A 16,842-nucleotide genomic window follows, 5' to 3' on the forward strand; every position below is an offset into this window, starting at 1 on the left:
CCCATGAGGCGTGGCTGAGGTTGTGGAGATCACGGCTGATGTTTGGGAGGGCGGTCGCGAGGATGGTCTGGTCGAGATTCGCGACAGGAGGACGGGCATGGGGGCGGCGAGGAGCAGGGTGTGGGATTGGGGTGTGGCGACGGTGCGTGCGGTCATGAAGCCTCCAGACTCCCTTGGAGTGAGTCAGGGTAAAAGGTAAATCACTTACCTTTTAGAGTAAGTGAGTTACCTTACTCTTGCGATATAGAATGTGGGTCAGTGAAATAAAGGAGCGAGCACGAGCCATGCCCCCCATTCGTCCAACCACCCTCCCCCTCCGAGAACGCAAAAAAGTCCTCACCCGAAACGCCATCCTCGACGCTGCAGAACAACTCTTCGAAGAACGCGGCTACGACAACGTCACCGTCGCAGAAATCGCCGAAGCCGCCAATATCTCCGTCAAAACGCTCTTCACGTACTTCCGCTCCAAAGAAGACCTGGTTTTCGCGGACACCGAACTCATCGACACCCTCCTGTTGGCCCTTCAGGAACGCCCTCCCGGCACTTCGGCGCTGCAGACGGTCATCAAGACACTCACCGCGATGCTTGACAACCACCAGCACGGTTATGGCCTGGAGGCCTATCACCGGGGTTTCGGAGACGCGGCAGCGTTACAGTCTCGACTGCTGAGGATGTGGAGCGAATACGAAGACCGAATCACCCACCAACTGCTCCAGGAGTCGCCGGAGGTGCCAGCGCCGCTCCTCCGCTTTCAGGCCATACAGCTCGTGGGCCTGGTCCGGATGCTCGTGTCTCCCGAGGCACGCACAGCGGCCGGAGGCCTCACGCCTGAGGAGACGGTGACCGCCAGCACAGCGTGGCTTGAAGCAACAGTTGGACTGGGGTAAGCCCGTTGGCTCAGCCAGAGGGCAAGAGGGGCTGCGCTGCTGATACTGGCTCTCGAACTCGGGGGCAGTTGGGCGGAACTGCGCTGACATCCACGAGAGGGGGAAACGGAGGAGGTCAGCGACGGACCAGATCTGCAAGGGTGGAGATGGGCGCCCGCGTCAAGGGGGGACGGGGGACGCCCGCGCCAGCATAAAAGCCCTCGAAGAGGGCTGCCCGCCGACTTCACCCGGTCGGTTCTTGTTGTGGGATGAATTTAGTGTACGCGGGACACTCCGGACAAACATCCGCCAAATGGATGAGTTGAGGCAGTCGTCTCGGGCAGGGCTGGCCGTGGAGAGCCCGGAGGCATTCGCCGTTTCCTCGTGGACGGGACGGTGGAACAAGCCGGGAGCGCGTCGTGAGAACGGCTGCGCACAGTCGGCTGGATCCAGCGCCTTTTTGAGCCGGGTGGCAGAATTCCGCACCAGAGCGTTCTGGTCGTGTTTGAGTAGCCGTGCGCGCCTCGGTCCGTCATGACGTTGAGGCCCCGGCCCACTCAGGCGTAGAGGGAGAGGCGGGCACGGGCCGTAAAGGCGAGCCTGGCCTGCCAGGCGGCTCCTGTATTCCGCTTCCTGGGCACGATCACGGCTGTTCGCCCTCGTCTGGCATGAGGGGGGCGACCGCCACACGCACCAGATGGGCGCGGGCCCCCTCTGTCTGTTCGGAACGGTAGCGGCCCATCAGGTCAGCGAGTTCGCGCTGCAACGCCTTGGCCTGTGCGGGCGTCAGGTACAGCGCGCCCCACGAGTCCCACACAGCCGGCGCCTGGTCACCCAGCAGATACTCGAAAAAACTGTTGGGTTGGGCCGGATCGGGTTCGGGTTCTACGTTGCGTGACACCAGCCCGTCCGCAGAACCAATCAGGTGCAGCCCGAGGCGGCGCGGCGCGGCCGCCTCTACCCAGGCCGCGCCGATAGAGCGGGTCAGCCGGCGCTGCCACGCCTCAAAGCCAGCCTCTGAAAGCAGGGTGTCGGATATCAGCGGTGTGGAATCGAAAGGCACAAACAGGGCCGGGGGGGCCTCATACAGCGGCATGGCGCGGCCCGAGCGGGGCTGCACACCCGCCAGGCGCAGCAGGCCGCAGGCCAGAAACTGCCGCACCCGGTACTGCAGTGTGCTGATGGGCAGTTCGGCTTCACGGGCCGCTGCCTGGGCGGGCAGGGCCCGTCCCATAAAAGGCCCCAGTGCCCGCACAGCCCGTGGATTCAGGAGCAGGGCAGCCGCCTGTGGATCGGTGACCACCACCGGGGCCTGCACCGTCAGGCTTTGACCAAAGTGAGGTGTCATTCGTCAGAGCCTAAGCCGCACGCTACGCCGTATGTTCATCCTGCTTGTCCACGGTTCATTCGCCCGCCTGTGGTGGGCCGGGCTGATCAGCATGATCGGCAGTTGGATGCTCTCAGCGGCCCTGCCGGCCCAGGTCTATCTGCAAACCCGGTCGGTACCAGCCGCCACGCTGATGTTTCTGGCCAGCACCCTGCCCCGGGTGTTGCTGGGAGCCTGGGGCGGCGTAGTTGCTGACCGCTGGCCCCGGCAGCGGGTGCTGCTGGTCAGCAACCTGTTGGCCGGGCTGGCGCTGTTGCCATTGTTCCTAGGAGCGTCCGCCTTGCCGCCACTGTGGGCCGTCGTGACGTCTTCGGCACTGCTGGCGCTGGTGACCCTCCCTGCCGGCCCAGCCGAAAACGCCCTGCTCCCCACGCTGGTCCCGGATACCGAGCTGCCCCGCGCCAACGCGCTGAATGCCCTGAACAACAACCTCGCGCGGCTGATTGGTCCGGCGGTGGGGGGTGGCTTGCTGGCCACCCTGAGCCTCCGGGCGGTCGTGCTGGCCGACCTCCTGTCCTTTCTGCTGGCAGCGGCGCTGCTGCTGGGCGTACGGCGCGACACCGCTCCGGTCCGAAAAGCAGGAGGGCGGCTGCCCGCTGCGCTGCGCGAGGGTCTCCAGGTGGTGCGGGGTTCGGGACCCTTGCGGCTGCTGGTGGGGCTTGCAGGCCTCGCGGCAGTGGGCGAGGGCATCTTCGGCACCCTGCTTGCCCCCTTTGTCACGGAGGTGATGCGCGGTGATGCCCGCACCTACGGCTTGATTGTGGGTGTGCAGGCGGTCGGGGGCCTGCTCGGCGGGGCGTTGGCAGCGCATTGGGCGGCCCGCCTGAACCCCGTGGCGTTGCTGGTGGGCGGGGGCGTGGGCCTGGGCCTCGGCGATCTGGCGTTCTTTGCGCTGCCGCTGGTGTCGGGGGCCCACTGGCCGCCGCTGCTGGTGATGGCGCTGGTGGGGGTGCCCGCGGCCGCCAGCGGCGCGGGCTGGACCACGCTGGTGCAGCGCCTGAGCCCAGACACCGCGCAGGGACGCGTCTTCGGGCTGGCCGGACACCTGATGGCGGTGGGGGTGCTGCTGGGCACGGGCGTGGCCAGCCTGGCGCGCGGACCGCAGGAGATTTTGCTCACCATATGTATGCACGGCGCGTTGCAACTGCTGGTGGGGCTCTGGGCCCTGCGGCTGACGAACGGTCGAGCGTGACGCCGCGCTCAAGTAAGCGGAGAAGGGCGCTGGTCAGGCGCAGGCCGGGCGCGTAGGGCAGGCAGACGCTGGTGACGCTCGGCTCCGGGAGGTCTGCCGACACCAGAACGTGCTGTCGGGGCCAGGCTGGGCCAGGAGGTGGCCCTTGATTCCTCTGCGTGACCTGCTGCTGTTCATCCTGGCGGCCTTCGTGCTTGTCCTGACGCCCGGACCGAACATGATCTACCTCATCCCCCGCTCCACCGTGCAGGGGTGCGGTGCCGGCCTGCTCTCGCTCGCCGGGGTCAGATGGCCGGAGCTGTCCTGCCGCCCCGGAGCAGACCCCCTTGCTCCACACCTGTTTTTGCGGACGCCGGCAGACCTTCCGCAGCGGAGCGCACTGCTTGCCCAGGCTGACGTACCCACGCGGTCATCCGGAGGTCATGGCCCGCGATCTGCGGTCCGCCCCGCTCCACCTGCTCTCCACCCTGAGCGGTGGCACCACGAAAGGCCCCCACCGTGACGGGGCTCCGGCGCCCGTTCTGGACGCCTCTCCTGCCCGGTACCCTCACGCAGAAGAAGTTCACCAGAACCTGGCACGCAGCGGAGCAGCGCTCCGGGCCGCCATCATGGGCAACGAAGGTCAAATGGCGCTCTACACCGTGGCAGTGGGGTGCAGCAACGGGGCGGGAGTTGATGAAACTGGACGGCCATACCGGCTGCATCTATGGCCTCGCTCGCACGCCCGAGGCCCGGGCCCTCCGGAGTGGCCGCTTTGGCAAAACGGCCCGCCTCTGGGATCTGGCGGACAACAACACCGCTCGGCGCCCCCGGGCCTCGCCGCGGTGGAATTGATGGCGTCTTCAGGACGCGGACTGGAGTCCTGCACGGCGGTATGCCGCAACGACTTCGCCTTGTTTTCCCCCTGTCACCTCGCCATCACGCCTTCAGCGCTGGGTTGCCAGAGCACGATGTTGGAGAGCAGGATTTGAGCGCGTGGCAGCCCTGCTCCAGCGGGCAGGACGGACGTGTTTTCTGCCGTTTGATTCAGAGTGTTCCGGGAGATGAAGCCCTGGAGGCTGACGCAGCGCCGCCTCAGCGCCGCTTCAGCGTGACCGTGCCCTTACCTGCGCCCCCCCACTTGCCGCGCACCTGGCCCTCGTAGCGGTCCCCGCCAAAGCGGCCCCGCGCCGAGAGTTCGAGCGTATTGCCGTCCTGGCCGGTCAGGCCGATTTCCAGGTCACCCGTCGCGCTGCTGCCGTTGACGTACTCGACGGGCGGGGTGCCGGAACCGAGAATGCGCGGCGAGTCGTCGTCCAGCGACACCGTGGCCCGGTAGGTCTGGCCCCCGAACGTGAGCGCCAGGTCCCAGTCGCCCGTGGCCGTCCACCTCGTGGGCGCGGGGGTGGGGGCTGCTGAGGAATTCGGGGTGCGGTGGCTTGCGGTGGGCGAGCCGGAGGTGCTCGGCGCAGGCGGTGTGGCAGTTTCCCGGCCCGCTGCCCGCTCCGGGAAACTGCCCAGGGGGTGATTGAAGAGGGTTTCACCACTGCCGGACGCCAGGCGCAGCACGTGCTGACCGTCCGGGTTGACCTTCACCAGCGCGCGCTCGGTGTACGGCTTGACGGTGTTTCTCGCGGAGGACACCTTGCTCGGCGAGCAGGTGTAGCCGGTCGAGGAACTCGCAGCCGGCGTGAAGGTCAGTGCCGCGCCGTTCACCGCCACCTTGCCCTTCTCCCGCACGAGGAGCTTGGAGGTGCAGCCGTAGCTTGTCACGACGAGGAGGCCGGTGCGCTCGTAGGTCAGGTTGGCGTTCAGCTTGAGGATGATGCTGGTGCCGCTGGCATCGGCCCACTTGCCGGTGGAGACGTTGTAGTACTCCACCGGCGAGATGCGCCCGCTGTGCCACTCCCCACGCAGTTCAACGGAGAGGCTGCTGGGGCCCGGGGTTGGGGCAGCGTCGGGCGTTCGGCGGACGAATGCCGCCGCGTCCTGTCCGGCGCCGAAGGTCAGCTTTGCCCCATCAACACGCCAGACATCGGTTTCGGACGGTCCCGGCTGCCGGGTGGAGGTCACGCCGGGAAACCGCTTGCAGCCCGGGTTGAGGGACGCCGGAGACAACCCGGCGATGGTCTTCAGGGAAGACGGCGTGAGCGTAATCTTGTTGCCCTGCACCCTGAACGTGCCGCGTTCGGCCGTAACGTCGAGCGATTCGCAGGCGATGAGCAGCGTAGACATGGGCGCGTAGCCGGGAATGTGCGTCATGACGAGTTTACTGAATTCGTACGTGCCGTCCTTGCCGAACGCGAACCGCGCGGAGGTCGCGCTGGCAAGGGAGGGGGTGTTGTACGCCGCGTCGGGAAGCTGGGCACCGTCAAACCACTGGCCGAGGAGGGCCTGGGGGACAGGGGTGGCGGGCGCGGCCCCGGCGGGACCTGAGGCGCACAGGGCTGTGGTCAGCAGGAGGAGGGGGGCAGGGGCAGGCTTGTTCATCGTCACGCTCCTTGGGCAGCCGCTCCGGGTTGCCTCGTTCTGGGACGAGGCTAGGGAGAGGGCAATGGCTGGCGGATGACGCGCTCCTCACGCCCCGGTCGGAGACGAGGGGCGGACAGGCCGTGAAAACCTTCCGGCAGGTCTGCTGCACAGGCAAGGGGTGGGCCCACAGGCGCTTTGCGGCACCCCATCATCCCGAAGTCATGCACCCTGCGGCAGGGTGACCCCATGCTCGCGCGCCTGCTGGCCTTCTCCGTGATCCTGCTGCTCTCCGCCGCTTCTGCCGCCACGGCTCCCCTGGTCGCCAATATCTCGGGCGACCTGTGGTCCTGGACCGCGGTTCGGGGCTGGGCTCAGCTGACCCGCTGGGGCCACAACGGCCCGCCCGCCCTGTCTCCCGACGGCCGCACGGTTGCCTACGCCTCGGTCACCGAGGCGGCCGTGCGGGCCCGGGGTGCCCAGGGGAACCTGACCTGGACCCCAACGAACATCTGGCTGCTCGACCTCACCGCGCACAGGGCCACCCGCCTCACCACCCAGCCTCCGGGGGAACGGGGCGACGAGGGCCTGATTCGCTCCACCCCCGCCTGGTCTCCGGACGGCCACTTCCTCGCGTGGACCCAGAAAGACACCGGCAGGGTAGAACTCAAGCACACGCTGGCGCTGTATTCCGTCCTGGGCGGTGCGGTGCAGGTCAAAGCGACAGAAGCCCTCGCCGACGTCGGCGAGAATATCGGCTCGGAGGTCCTCTGGACTCCAGCCGGGCTGGTGGTCCGCGGCCCAGTAGAGCGTGTCCCCGGGGCATACCTGCGCAACCCGTCGCAGGCGATGGGATCGGGACTTCCCGTCGATACGGGCGTCTCCGTACTCGATGCCGCCGGCCGGGTGGTACGCCGCGCGATCGTCGCCGGTGGTGGGCATCCCGTCCGCAGGGGCACAGCGGTTTACCTGACCGTATTCGGCGGCGCACACCTGTTCAGCCTCACCGGGGGATCCGACGTCTCCCGCCCGGGCACGGCGGCGCCCAGCCGCACGCCCGAGAGCCTGGTCGCTGTCCGGGCGCCAAACGGCCTCTCGGTGCGCTTCGTCGTCCGCACTGGGGAGCTGTCCTGTCAGCTCCTCAGTGCGGGACGCCTGGTGCGCCAATGGGCCTGCGGGGGCGTCAGCACCGGCAGTCCCGAGATCTACCACGGGGACTTTGACGGCGCGTTGACCGTCGCCCTGTCGCCGGACGGGGAGCAGGCCAGTTACGTCCGGGACGGTGCCATCTTCGTTCACGACGGGCGGACAGAGCGCAGGATTCGTGACCTCAAGGGGGGTGAGGTGGTCTACGGCCTGACCTGGGGCCCGGCCGAATTCCGCCTGCCCTGAGCGGGAGCGCCGGCATCATCCGCGCGTCACCGGGGGTCGCTTACCCTGCACCCATGAACAGGCTCGCCCTCGCCCTCCTCCTGCTGACCACCGCCAGCGCCGCCCCCGCCCTCCCCCAGGGAAAGCTCGCGTACCTGCGCGGCTTCGCTCCCTGGCTCGAATCCCGGGTTGGCGCTTTACCCCGCGAACTGCCCCACAGCGGCGACGTGTACCGGCTCGCCCTCTCCCCCGCCACCGGGGACGTGGCCTACGCCGAGGCGACGGCAGGCCGCAACAGCCCGGGGCTGCCCCCGATGCGCGGCCTGCTGCTGCCCCCGCCGTACGCGGCGCCGCAACCCCTGCCCGCGCGCTGGCGCTCAGCGCCGGCCGAATGGCTCTCGTGGTCGGAGGCCGGGTACACCCTGTGGGCGGGCAACGCGGACGGGCTCCTGCTGAACTGGACCGCGCCGGGACGGGCCGCCGCGCCCTCGCCGGACGCCTCCTCCAGCCGGGACGGGCGGGCCCTGGCGTGGGCGAGTGGCAACGGTGTGGTCACTGCGGTCAACGGCGCGGGGGAACGCGCCATCTTCACGACGGGCCGCCCCCAGGTTTTGCTGGACGCGCTCGGTGCGCAGCGCCGCTGGCCGCAGGTCGCGTCCTTCCTGCGGGGGTACAATCCGGCCCTCGCCCGGGACCGGGGGAACTGGCGCTTCAGCCTTCCCGCCGTGTCTCCGGACGGCCAGGCGGTGTACTTCGCCGCGAACCTCGGGCAGGGCGACGAGGACCTGCGCAACAACTTCACCTTCTTCGTCTTCAGGTTCGGTCTGCGGAGCGGCGGTCTCCTCGCCCTCGGCAAGTTCGGTGGGCACTACGGGGAAACGCCGACCCTGCGCGTGTCACCGGACGGCAGGACGCTCCTGTTTGTGCAGGAGGCGTACGAGAGTGCTCCCCAGCAGCCCGTCACGGTGACGGCCCTCAACCTTGCCACCCAGACCGCGCGCGACCTCACGGCGACGGACCGAGGACGGGGGGACTTGAACAGGCTGGACGGCTTCTGCTGGCTGCCGGACAGCCGCCATGTGGCGTACAGCGTGGCGTCCTACCGCAGTGAGGACGCCTTCAGAGAGGGGTTCGAGTTGGGCCCTGGGGACTACACCCTCTATGTCAAGGACGTCGTAACCGGCAAAGCTGTGCACACCGTGGCGGGAGCCACCCAGCCAGGATGCGGCCCCCGTTGAACCTCCCCCCCCCCCCCTTCCTACCTACACACCGGCCCGGTGTCCTCAGCCCTCGCCCGGTCCTCCGCTGCCCTGACGCTCCGGGCCCTGTCTCGCGCAGGGCGTCCTCTCCCCACAGGGGGACATGCCTGCCACATCGTGAGGATGCCCTGCCCTGCGCGGGTCAGGCGGTGGTACGGTCTGGGAACCAGTTGCGCCAGATCGGGGCTGTACACCTCGCCCGGCCTCGCGGCGTCCCCCGGGGTTGGCTGCCCTGCTGGCGCGCGCTGTCCCGCTTCCCTGCGCTCAGCCTTTACGTGATTGGGCGAGGCCCGCCGAAGTGACCCAGCCTCTCCCTGGCCTGCCGCGCTGCCCACGCCTGTTCGGTGTCTCCGGCCGCCTCATACGCCTGGCGTGCCGCCTCGTAATACTCCCCGGCTTCTTGCAGCCGCGACGTGCCGAACGCCTCTTCGCCCGCCCTCATCAGCCATGACGCGGCCTGCCTGGGATCATCCCCGTCCAGCCAGTGCTGTGCCACCCGCGCTGGGTGAACGGCGTACCCCGTCAGGGCGCGGGCGCTGGCCCGGTGCAGCACGCGCCGCACCGCCGGTGGTGTGCTCGCAAACACCGCCTCCAGGACGAGATCATGGCTGAAGCGTTCCCCGGTCATCACCTGCGCGGCCTCCAGTTCCTCCCAGGCCACCGCCGTGTCGAGCAGCGTGGTGCCCAGCACCTCCGTCACCAGTTCGGGCGAGAAGTCACTGTGCAGAGCGGCCGCCGCCCGCGCCACCTGCACGGCCGACGGACTCAGGCCCGTGAGCCGCCGCTCAATCACTGAGGAGATGTGTTCGGGCAAACCCTTCAGCACCGCTCCCGCCTCAAAAGGCCGCCGTTGGAGCACGTGCTTGGCCGCCTCCAGCACGAACTGGGGGTTGCCGCCCGTCAGGCGCAGCCACTGCACCGTCTCGGCCACGCTCTCCGGCAATTCCAGATCGCGGAGCAACGCGCCCAGTGCGTCCTCGCCCAGGGGGCCCAGTTCCACGCGCACCGCAGCGCCCGACTGGACGAGGTGGTCCACGACGGCCAGGGCGCCCGCAGACAGCTCTCCGCGGCGGTAGACCGAGATGTGGCGCGGCACGTCGTTCGTTGATCCCAGGCGCGCCTGGGAGAGCGTGAACGCGCCCAGTTCCACGGTCGCCTGGTCGTACTGGTGCGTGTCGTCGTTTACGACCGCCGCAAACCCCGCGGAGGTCAGGCGGACCATCTCCCGGTAGGCCGCGAAGAACTTCAGGCGGTCCTCCTCCTCGATCAGCGGCGGCAGCGCCTCGTCGCCGCGCAGCTCAGGCATGACGCGCGAGAGCTCCCGCCGCACCCAGCCGGGCAGCTCCACCCCGGCTGCCGCCGCCAGCCGCGCGCGGGCATTGTGAACGGTGCCCGCGTACGGCACCTCCCGCCCACCGGGGTAGCCGGGCAGATACAGCGCGGGACCCTTACTCGCCACGAAGTCCCGCACGAGCCGGGTCTTGCCCTCGCCCGCCTCGCCAGTCACGTAGATCAGCTTCCGAGCAGCCCAGGCGTCTTCCAACGCCGCCCAGGCGTCCTCGCGACCGACGAGCGTCGGCGGACGCAGTACCCGCAGGGGAAGTCGCCCGGTCGGTGTGGCCGGAGCTTCAGGCAGCGTGCCCCGGTCGATGGCCCGCGCGAGGCGGCGCGTTTCTGGGGAAGGACCGGCGTCCAGTTCACGCCGCAGAACCTCCTGACAGCGGTGGTACGCGCGCAGGGCAGAGGCGCGGTCGCCGTTGCGGTAATGCAGCCGCATCAGGGCACGGTGGGCCTCCTCGGAGAGGGGGTCAGCGTCCAGCCACTCCCGCGCGCGCGCGAGCGCGTCGGTCCAGGCCCCGGCCTGTTCATGCCGCCCGATGGCGGTGAGGTGCGCCTGGGCGCGCCGGGCACCGAGCCGCTCGCGCCACGCCAGCAACCACTCCAGCAGGTCCGGGCAATCGTCGAAATCTACGCCGTCCAGCAGCGTACCCGGGGGAGCGGCGCTGGGGTCGTCACCCAGCAGGTCTTGCGCGTCCACCGCCAGGTTCGGCGTCAACTCCAGCCCGTCACCCCCCTGCACGAGCGGCCCACCCGCCACCTCGCGCAGGCGCCGCAGGACGTGCACGAGGTTGTTGCGCGCGGCGCTTCCCTCCGTGCCGGGCCACAGCAACTCCGACAGGGCGGCCCTGGGTGTCCGGCCCTCCAGGGCGAGGTAGGCGAGGAGCCCGGCAGCCTTGCGCTCCAGGGGTACGGCGCCGCCGGGCGAAATGAGGCGGGGCGGTCCGAGCACCTCCAGCCGCCAAGCACTCCCGTATTCCGGCATGGGCTCAGGGTATCAACTTCGCTCAACCGCAGGGGAAACCGGACGGGGCCTTACCATCAGTCCGGCTGACCCGCGTCGTTCCGGTGGGTGACTCGGCGGACGGAACGGTCCGTGGACTCCACCGAACCCTTCAGGACGGAGAGGAGGCGGGCGCGCAACTGCGGTTCGTTCAGGTCGCCCAGCGCCGCGAGTCCGCGGCGGGCTGCGTCCTCGGAACGGCCGCCCTCGGCCACCCCCGCGAACAGCTCCGCCTGTGCCTGCCAGGCCCGGGCGGTTTCCTGCGGTGTCCGCGCGCGCTCGTGCAGGGCGTTCACGGCGTTCTGGTGCGCCGCACGGCCGAGGGTGTGGGCGCGGCTGCGCGCACCCTGCTCCCAGGCGCCGAAGGCCGCGTTGCTCCCGGCCCCGTCGAGGAGCTGGGCGGCACGTTCGAAGAACTCCGCCGCCTCGGTGTGGCGTAGGGCGGCGCCCGCCGCCTCGCCCGCTCGGAGCAGCCAGGGCACCGCCTCACCGTTCTCGCCGCCGTCCAGCCAATGCTGGGCGATTCGGGCAGGGGTCAGGCCGTGCCGGGCCAACGCGCGCGCCGCGCTGCGGTGCAGCAGCCGCCGTACGGTAGCGGGCGTGTGGGCGAGCACCGCCTCCTGCACCAGGTCGTGGTGAAACCGTTCGCCCCGCATGATCTGCGCGGCCTCCAGCTCGTCCCACGCCGCCACCACCTCGAGCACGGGGGCGCCCAGCACCTCGGCCACAAGTTCCGGCCCGAACTCCTGTTGCAACACCCCCGCCGCGCGGGCCGCTTGCAGCGCCATCTTCGGCAACCGCGCGAGGCGCAGGGCGATGACTTCTCCCACGCGGGGCGGCACCGGGCTTCGGCCCGCCGGGGCACCTCCCGCTTCGAGCAGGGATTTGACGGATTCCAGCACGAAGAGCGCGTTCCCCCCGCTGATACGCGCGAGCTGCTCTACCCGTTCCGGTGAAAGCGAGACCCCCAGGCTGTTCACCAGCGCCGTCACGGCCACGCCGGGAAGGGGACTGAGCGCCACACGCCGGGCGTGGCCCGCGTCTACCAACCGCGTGAAAATTTGGGCGGTGTAGGCAGGCAGTTCGTCCTGGCGGTGCACGGCGATGAAGTGCGGGAGGCCGCCCGGCTGGCCGAGCGGGAACATCGCGTCGATCAGCACGAAGCCCGCCTCAATACTGGCGTCGTCCGCGTACTGCATGTCGTCGAATAGGTAGGCGTCCACCCCCTGCAAGCTCAGGGCAAAAGCGTACTGGAGCGCTTCGTGCAGCGACGCGTCCGCCCGCGACGGGGGCGTTTCCCCCTCAGGGGCGAGCTCAGGCAGCAGCCAGCTCAAGGTGCGCCTTACCCCAAGGGGCAGCTCCGCGCTGGACAAGCTCAGGGCCCGGCGCAGGCTGCGGGCCGTCGTGCTGTAGGGCGCAAGGCGGTCCCCGGGGCGCGCTTCCAGGGTCAGCACCCGGCCCTTGCTCTCGGCGAAATCCGCCGCCAGCCTCGTCTTGCCCATCCCCGCTTCTCCCGACACGATCATGAACTGCCCCGCGCGCCACGCCTCCTCCAGGGTTTCCCACTCACGCCCGCGTCCCGTCAACCGGGGCGGACGCAGCACCGAAAGCGGCACGCTGGCTGCCCGGCGCGCACGCAGGTCCGGAACCTTGCCTCCCTGTTCGATCAGGCGGGCCAGTTCCTGCGTTTCCGGCATGGGCTGGGCGCGCAGGTCCCGGCCCAGGGCTGCGCAGAGCTGCCTGTACACGTCCAGGGCCTGTGCCCGCTCGCCGCACAGGTACAGCGTGCGCATCACGGTGCGGTGGGCGTCCTCGGACAGCCGGTCGAAGTCGAGGACGCGCCGCGCCAGGACCGCCGCCTGCGGGAAGGCGCCCTCCTCCTCCAGGCGGCGGACGGCGTTCCCCAGCGTGAGCGCACGGGCGGCGTCGAGCCGCTCCCGCTGCACCATCAGCCAGTCGGTGAGGTCGACGTTGTTTCCGCAGGTCTCGCCGTCGAGCAGGGTTCCGCCCGGCACGCCCTTCGCCCGTCCCTCCAGGACCTGTTGCGCATCGACCGACACCCCCTCGCTCAGGCGGAGCAGGTCCTGCCCGACCACCAGAGACGCCCCGAACGCCCGCCCCATCCGGCGCAGAAGCTGCACAAGATTGTTCCGGGCCGCCGCCTCCGTCCGCTCTGGCCACAGCAGTCCCGCCAGCCGTGAGCGCGGCGTGGGCCCTTGCAGCGCGAGATACGCCAGGAGTGTGCGTGACTTGCCCTCACAACGGAGCTCCCGCCCATCTGGCCCGACGAGCCTGGCCCCGCCAAGCACGCTGAGCTGCCACTCCCCCTCTGGTTTCACGGTGTTCTCAGCATACCAGAGTGGACGGAAAGTCCCCGGAAGGTGGGGAGCCAGGAAAGGGCCGGCTGTGCCGCCGCAAAGTGTGTGCCGTTGCCAAGGGGTTGTGCCTCCCACAGCCGCGTGTACCCAGGGCGTGGAGCTCACGCGTGCTCTCCTTCCCCGGCCCACCTCGAGCATTTGTCCGAATTGCGCGGCGCGCGGAAGGGCACCCCTCACGGCGCCATTCTCCCCAATGCCCATTCAAGGCCGCTCTGCTCGGTCAAAAAGAAGTCCTCTTTTTGACACGCGCCCCAGAAGCGCCTGGAGCGTGATGGCCTCAGGTGTTGACGGGGGGGCAGGCGGGGCGCTTCCGGGAAGAGGACCTGGCCCTGCCACCTTCCGGCACACGGCAAGCGGCCTCCTGGCTGCGGGCAGTGTAGGACCTGAACCGGGGCTCGCGTGCCCAGCTGGGCAATTACTGTGGGGGGTGACGCACTTCAATGAACAAGGTTGGCACCGTGGCCGAGTAAGCCATAACAAAGTCACCTGTATAGCTGTTGCCCCATTCTGGAATTTCCGTCGCACTCGCTTTTTTCCGAACCTGGAGAGGCTGTCCACTTTGCGTGGCTGTCACCTTGTAGGTCCCCCACATGACGTTCGGGACCATCCAACCTGATCCTGTTTGAATGGGTTTGACCGAAAGAGGTTTGCCCGTGGTCCCATCAGCCAGTTTCCCAACTGGGGTCAGCGTAAGCTGCAACTGCGATTCCTCAATATCATAGACTCCCACGGGCCGCTGCACATTGACTCGGCCCAAATTACCATAAGGGTCTCCGTATGAAACCTCTTTCGGTTTCAGTACGAAATCTCTGACGCCTCCAACATTTCCCGGTACAGACTGAACATTGTTGGGAACCAGCTCGATAGGAATAGAGTATTCCTTGTATATCAGAATCATTCTCGCAGTAACGTTCCAGGTGGTTGCAATATTTTTAACATTAATTTTATAACGACCGTTCGCATCGGTTTGAGTAACAAGATTGCTGTTGTACATATGCATATCGTCTGCTGTAATCCGAACCCCCTTCAGTGGTATGCCTTGAACGTTGGTTACGACTCCTGTGATAAATCCCCTGGCAACCTCGTCTGCCGCAGTGGCTTGACTTATCGTTGACAGTACGGTCAGAATCCCGATAGCTCTTTTCATGTACCCTCCTGTGCGTGAACTCTGGGACGACGTCATTGCAAGGGTGCTGGTGCCCTTGCGTGGCCAAAGCGTATGCAAAGGTGAATGATGAGGAGATGATCGCGGCCCTCGGGCCAGGCAGAAGCCCTGGGCCTGCGCGAATGGAATAAGCGCGCGGTAGCCGTTGCCATGTTGGAAGACCAAGCAGGCTGGTTCCAGAAATCAACCCGGGCCAAGCCCACGGGCGTCACGGCCATGAACGCATTGTTTTCCCGTGCTCACGCGCCTGTAGCTGTACTTCGGGGAAATTCAGGGACCGCTGAATAAAGCTGTGCAGGCGCGGCATTGCTGGCACGGAGGTGGCAGGGGCAGGTCCCCTGCCACCTCCGCTCGAATAGCGGGGACAGTGTCACCTTTGAGGTCATCGGGCTGGGTCAATCGCAACCATTGAAGGAAGGTCAGGGCCAGCATGCAAAGCACGGCGTGGTGATGGAGGCCCTGCCAGGAACGGCCCTCAAAGTGGTCCAGACCGACTTCGTCCTTCAGCTCCCGGTGGGTCAACTCGCAAGCCCAGCGGCGCTTGGTCACCTCAACCAGCCGAGAAAGAGAGGTGTTCTCGGGGAGATTACAGACGTAGTATTTGCGTTCCTCTCCCCGTCGCTGTTCACCGATGATCCAGGCCGCCTGCCCGGGAAGGTGCTGGCCCTGGGCATTTTCCTCTCCATCGGCGAGACGCACGTACACAGCGGCAAAGCGTCCTGAGAGGGGGACCCTTGGTCCCGTGTCGCCACACCAGGTGCTGCCATGCAGCACCTTTGAGGACGTCCTCCACCGATTGCCGGTCTTCGGAGGGGGTGGGGTGCTTGGGTCTTCTGCCACGAAAGAACTTGGGGATAGGGATTAAGCGAACGTCCTTGGGATAGACCGTCTGTGTGCGAGTCACACCCACCGACCACAGCAGTCCGCGCGTGGTGAGGGCATGGCGGAACTGAGCCGTCACGCCATACCCAGCGTCCGCCAAGACCATGCCGAAGGTGACGTGTTCGCGTACCCGGTCCAGTTCCTGGAGTGCCAACGCCCATTTGGTCTGTGGCTGCTGGTGTTCCATTGGAACACCAGCAGCCTGGAGACGCGCCGGATCGCTGGTCCAGTCCTGTGGCAGGAAGAGCCGGAGGGCCAGGGGAACAGGGACCTCGTGCTGGGCTAAGGTCAGGGAGACCAGACACTGACAGGACGTGATCTTGCCCACCTGTCCCGAATACTGGCGAGCAACCCCCACGGATTTCGTCCCAAATTTGGTCAGGCAGGTATCGTCAATGATCAAGACGGCGTCTTTGCCTCCAAGCATTTGCTGGGCCCGCTCGGCCAGCAGCGTTTCCAGGGGACGAGTTGGCCAGGGACTGTCGGTGATGAAGTGCTGGAGGTGGTCTTCTTTTCCAGGAGCCACCACAGCAGCCAGAGGTTGCATGCTTTTCCGGGACGCACCGCTGCACAGTCCACGCACGTACAACGGTGCCCAAGTGCGCCCTGCACGGTGGCGAAAGTGCGTCAGAAAGGGTGCGAACCAGGTGGGAAAATGTCGGGTCCAAGGGGGCAAAGAACGTGGCATAGCAGGAGGCCAGCATCACCGATGCTGGCCTCCCTAGTTCCTCCTGAATTTCCCCGAAGTACAGCTAGCAGGTGTGCCCGCACAACGCTCAGTCCCAGCCACCCGGCTGCAGCGAGAAACTCGAGCTCAAGGCGGTCGAAGGGGTTCAGAAGATTCAGCCGGCGACTTACAGTGGGGATGGCCGTATATAAGTGTTGTTCGAAAAGATAGACGGTGCCATTCGGCAACTCCTGAAGGTGCGAGAGAACGGCGGCCTCACGTTCTTCCTGATACACGGACGTCAGGTCCAGCCCGAGGCCATACGTAAGCGCCTGCTCAGACCAGCCGTAGAAGACGGTTCAGTCACCGAAAGAGCCGTCCTCGTCAAGCGCCCCGGGTTGGCGTCCCAGCGACCACCAGGGAGACAAAGGGAAAGGTGAGCGTTCTGGAGGTCCGCACTGTCCTGCAAGACGGCAGCGATGGCATTGCGAGCGCCAAGTTCATGCAGGAACGTGAAGCGCCGATCACAGTGGGCGAGGTCGTCGCAAGTAAGGGTCAGTGAAAACTGAGGGCGATGAGGAGCGTATATGGCGTGACTCACGGCTTACCTTTCTTACAGCTGTAGGGTGTGCGGCCCCGAGCATCAGTGGCCCGAATCTCTTCCAATAGCGCTGTTCAGGTGGGGGCAACCTCCTGAGGTCCAACCCCGCCCTTGCGCTGTATTTGCGCCACACTCAGGAGTTGGCCCTTGAAGTGGAGTGCTCCTCTCAGGCCGAGTGATCACCTACTTTGAAATCTCCTTGACGTTGCCCCCATGTAGAACGTCCTCGCCGAACAGGAGGTGTGGCGTCGCGGGCAGGTGGCCGATCCCATTCAGGTTGCTGGC

General features: G+C 67.3%; 11 protein-coding genes and 1 pseudogene. 6 read left to right on the forward strand and 6 right to left on the reverse strand.

All coding sequences use genetic code 11. From position 1 onward, the window contains the following. The first annotated feature begins 284 nt into the window (after window positions 1-284). Complete coding sequence (locus B9A95_RS28850) at window positions 285-887, forward strand: TetR/AcrR family transcriptional regulator (RefSeq protein ID WP_139807119.1); 603 nt, start codon at window positions 285-287, stop codon at window positions 885-887. Window positions 888-1,509: 622 nt separating this feature from the next. On the opposite strand, the gene B9A95_RS28855 is transcribed toward B9A95_RS28850, so the two are convergent. After that, entirely contained in the window at window positions 1,510-2,214 is a 705-nt protein-coding gene (locus tag B9A95_RS28855; RefSeq protein ID WP_084051075.1) for a hypothetical protein, read from the reverse strand. 31 nt (window positions 2,215-2,245) lie between these two features. Between B9A95_RS28855 and B9A95_RS28860 the strand changes: the two genes are divergently transcribed. Further along, complete coding sequence (locus B9A95_RS28860) at window positions 2,246-3,445, forward strand: MFS transporter (RefSeq protein ID WP_084051076.1); 1,200 nt, start codon at window positions 2,246-2,248, stop codon at window positions 3,443-3,445. Window positions 3,446-3,590: 145 nt separating this feature from the next. Continuing rightward, window positions 3,591-3,947, forward strand: coding sequence for a hypothetical protein (locus tag B9A95_RS34815; RefSeq protein ID WP_212648408.1), 357 nt, complete (start codon window positions 3,591-3,593; stop codon window positions 3,945-3,947). Window positions 3,948-4,519: 572 nt separating this feature from the next. On the opposite strand, the gene B9A95_RS28870 is transcribed toward B9A95_RS34815, so the two are convergent. Then, window positions 4,520-5,914: a hypothetical protein gene (locus B9A95_RS28870; RefSeq protein ID WP_084051077.1), complete on the reverse strand. Its 1,395-nt coding sequence runs from the start codon at window positions 5,912-5,914 to the stop codon at window positions 4,520-4,522. Between the two features lie 228 nt (window positions 5,915-6,142). Between B9A95_RS28870 and B9A95_RS28875 the strand changes: the two genes are divergently transcribed. Next, complete coding sequence (locus B9A95_RS28875) at window positions 6,143-7,285, forward strand: TolB family protein (protein WP_084051078.1); 1,143 nt, start codon at window positions 6,143-6,145, stop codon at window positions 7,283-7,285. 53 nt (window positions 7,286-7,338) lie between these two features. After that, window positions 7,339-8,502, forward strand: coding sequence for a TolB family protein (locus tag B9A95_RS28880; protein WP_084051079.1), 1,164 nt, complete (start codon window positions 7,339-7,341; stop codon window positions 8,500-8,502). A 292-nt stretch (window positions 8,503-8,794) separates the two neighbouring features. On the opposite strand, the gene B9A95_RS28885 is transcribed toward B9A95_RS28880, so the two are convergent. The 4 genes and pseudogenes from B9A95_RS28885 to B9A95_RS37340 form a co-directional block, all read right to left on the reverse strand. Then, window positions 8,795-10,846 carry an ATP-binding protein gene (locus B9A95_RS28885; protein ID WP_084051080.1) on the reverse strand — a complete coding sequence of 684 codons (2,052 nt, stop codon included), beginning with the start codon at window positions 10,844-10,846 and terminating at the stop codon, window positions 8,795-8,797. Window positions 10,847-10,902: 56 nt separating this feature from the next. Further along, window positions 10,903-13,203 carry an ATP-binding protein gene (locus B9A95_RS28890; RefSeq protein WP_170928832.1) on the reverse strand — a complete coding sequence of 767 codons (2,301 nt, stop codon included), beginning with the start codon at window positions 13,201-13,203 and terminating at the stop codon, window positions 10,903-10,905. A 454-nt stretch (window positions 13,204-13,657) separates the two neighbouring features. After that, window positions 13,658-14,389 carry a carboxypeptidase-like regulatory domain-containing protein gene (locus B9A95_RS32830; protein ID WP_139807120.1) on the reverse strand — a complete coding sequence of 244 codons (732 nt, stop codon included), beginning with the start codon at window positions 14,387-14,389 and terminating at the stop codon, window positions 13,658-13,660. A gap of 288 nt (window positions 14,390-14,677) precedes the next feature. Continuing rightward, a pseudogene (locus tag B9A95_RS37340) lies at window positions 14,678-15,977 on the reverse strand (IS701 family transposase). 415 nt (window positions 15,978-16,392) lie between these two features. On the opposite strand from B9A95_RS37340, the gene B9A95_RS36445 reads away from it, so the two are divergent. Next, window positions 16,393-16,518 (forward strand): hypothetical protein, encoded by a 126-nt coding sequence (locus B9A95_RS36445; protein ID WP_281255904.1) that lies wholly within the window; start codon window positions 16,393-16,395, stop codon window positions 16,516-16,518. The last annotated feature ends 324 nt before the right edge of the window (window positions 16,519-16,842 follow it).

The sequence above is a fragment of the Deinococcus hopiensis KR-140 genome (assembly GCF_900176165.1).
Lineage (GTDB): Bacteria > Deinococcota > Deinococci > Deinococcales > Deinococcaceae > Deinococcus > Deinococcus hopiensis.

What these genes read in the sequence shown, in the direction of transcription:
- B9A95_RS28850 (WP_139807119.1), top strand. Translation starts at nt 285, where the DNA reads ATGCCCCCCATTCGTCCAACCACCCTCCCCCTCCGAGAACGCAAAAAA.
- B9A95_RS28855 (WP_084051075.1), bottom strand. Translation starts at nt 2,214, where the DNA reads ATGACACCTCACTTTGGTCAAAGCCTGACGGTGCAGGCCCCGGTGGTG.
- B9A95_RS28860 (WP_084051076.1), top strand. Translation starts at nt 2,246, where the DNA reads ATGTTCATCCTGCTTGTCCACGGTTCATTCGCCCGCCTGTGGTGGGCC.
- B9A95_RS28870 (WP_084051077.1), bottom strand. Translation starts at nt 5,914, where the DNA reads ATGAACAAGCCTGCCCCTGCCCCCCTCCTCCTGCTGACCACAGCCCTG.
- B9A95_RS28875 (WP_084051078.1), top strand. Translation starts at nt 6,143, where the DNA reads ATGCTCGCGCGCCTGCTGGCCTTCTCCGTGATCCTGCTGCTCTCCGCC.
- B9A95_RS28880 (WP_084051079.1), top strand. Translation starts at nt 7,339, where the DNA reads ATGAACAGGCTCGCCCTCGCCCTCCTCCTGCTGACCACCGCCAGCGCC.
- B9A95_RS28885 (WP_084051080.1), bottom strand. Translation starts at nt 10,846, where the DNA reads ATGCCGGAATACGGGAGTGCTTGGCGGCTGGAGGTGCTCGGACCGCCC.
- B9A95_RS32830 (WP_139807120.1), bottom strand. Translation starts at nt 14,389, where the DNA reads ATGAAAAGAGCTATCGGGATTCTGACCGTACTGTCAACGATAAGTCAA.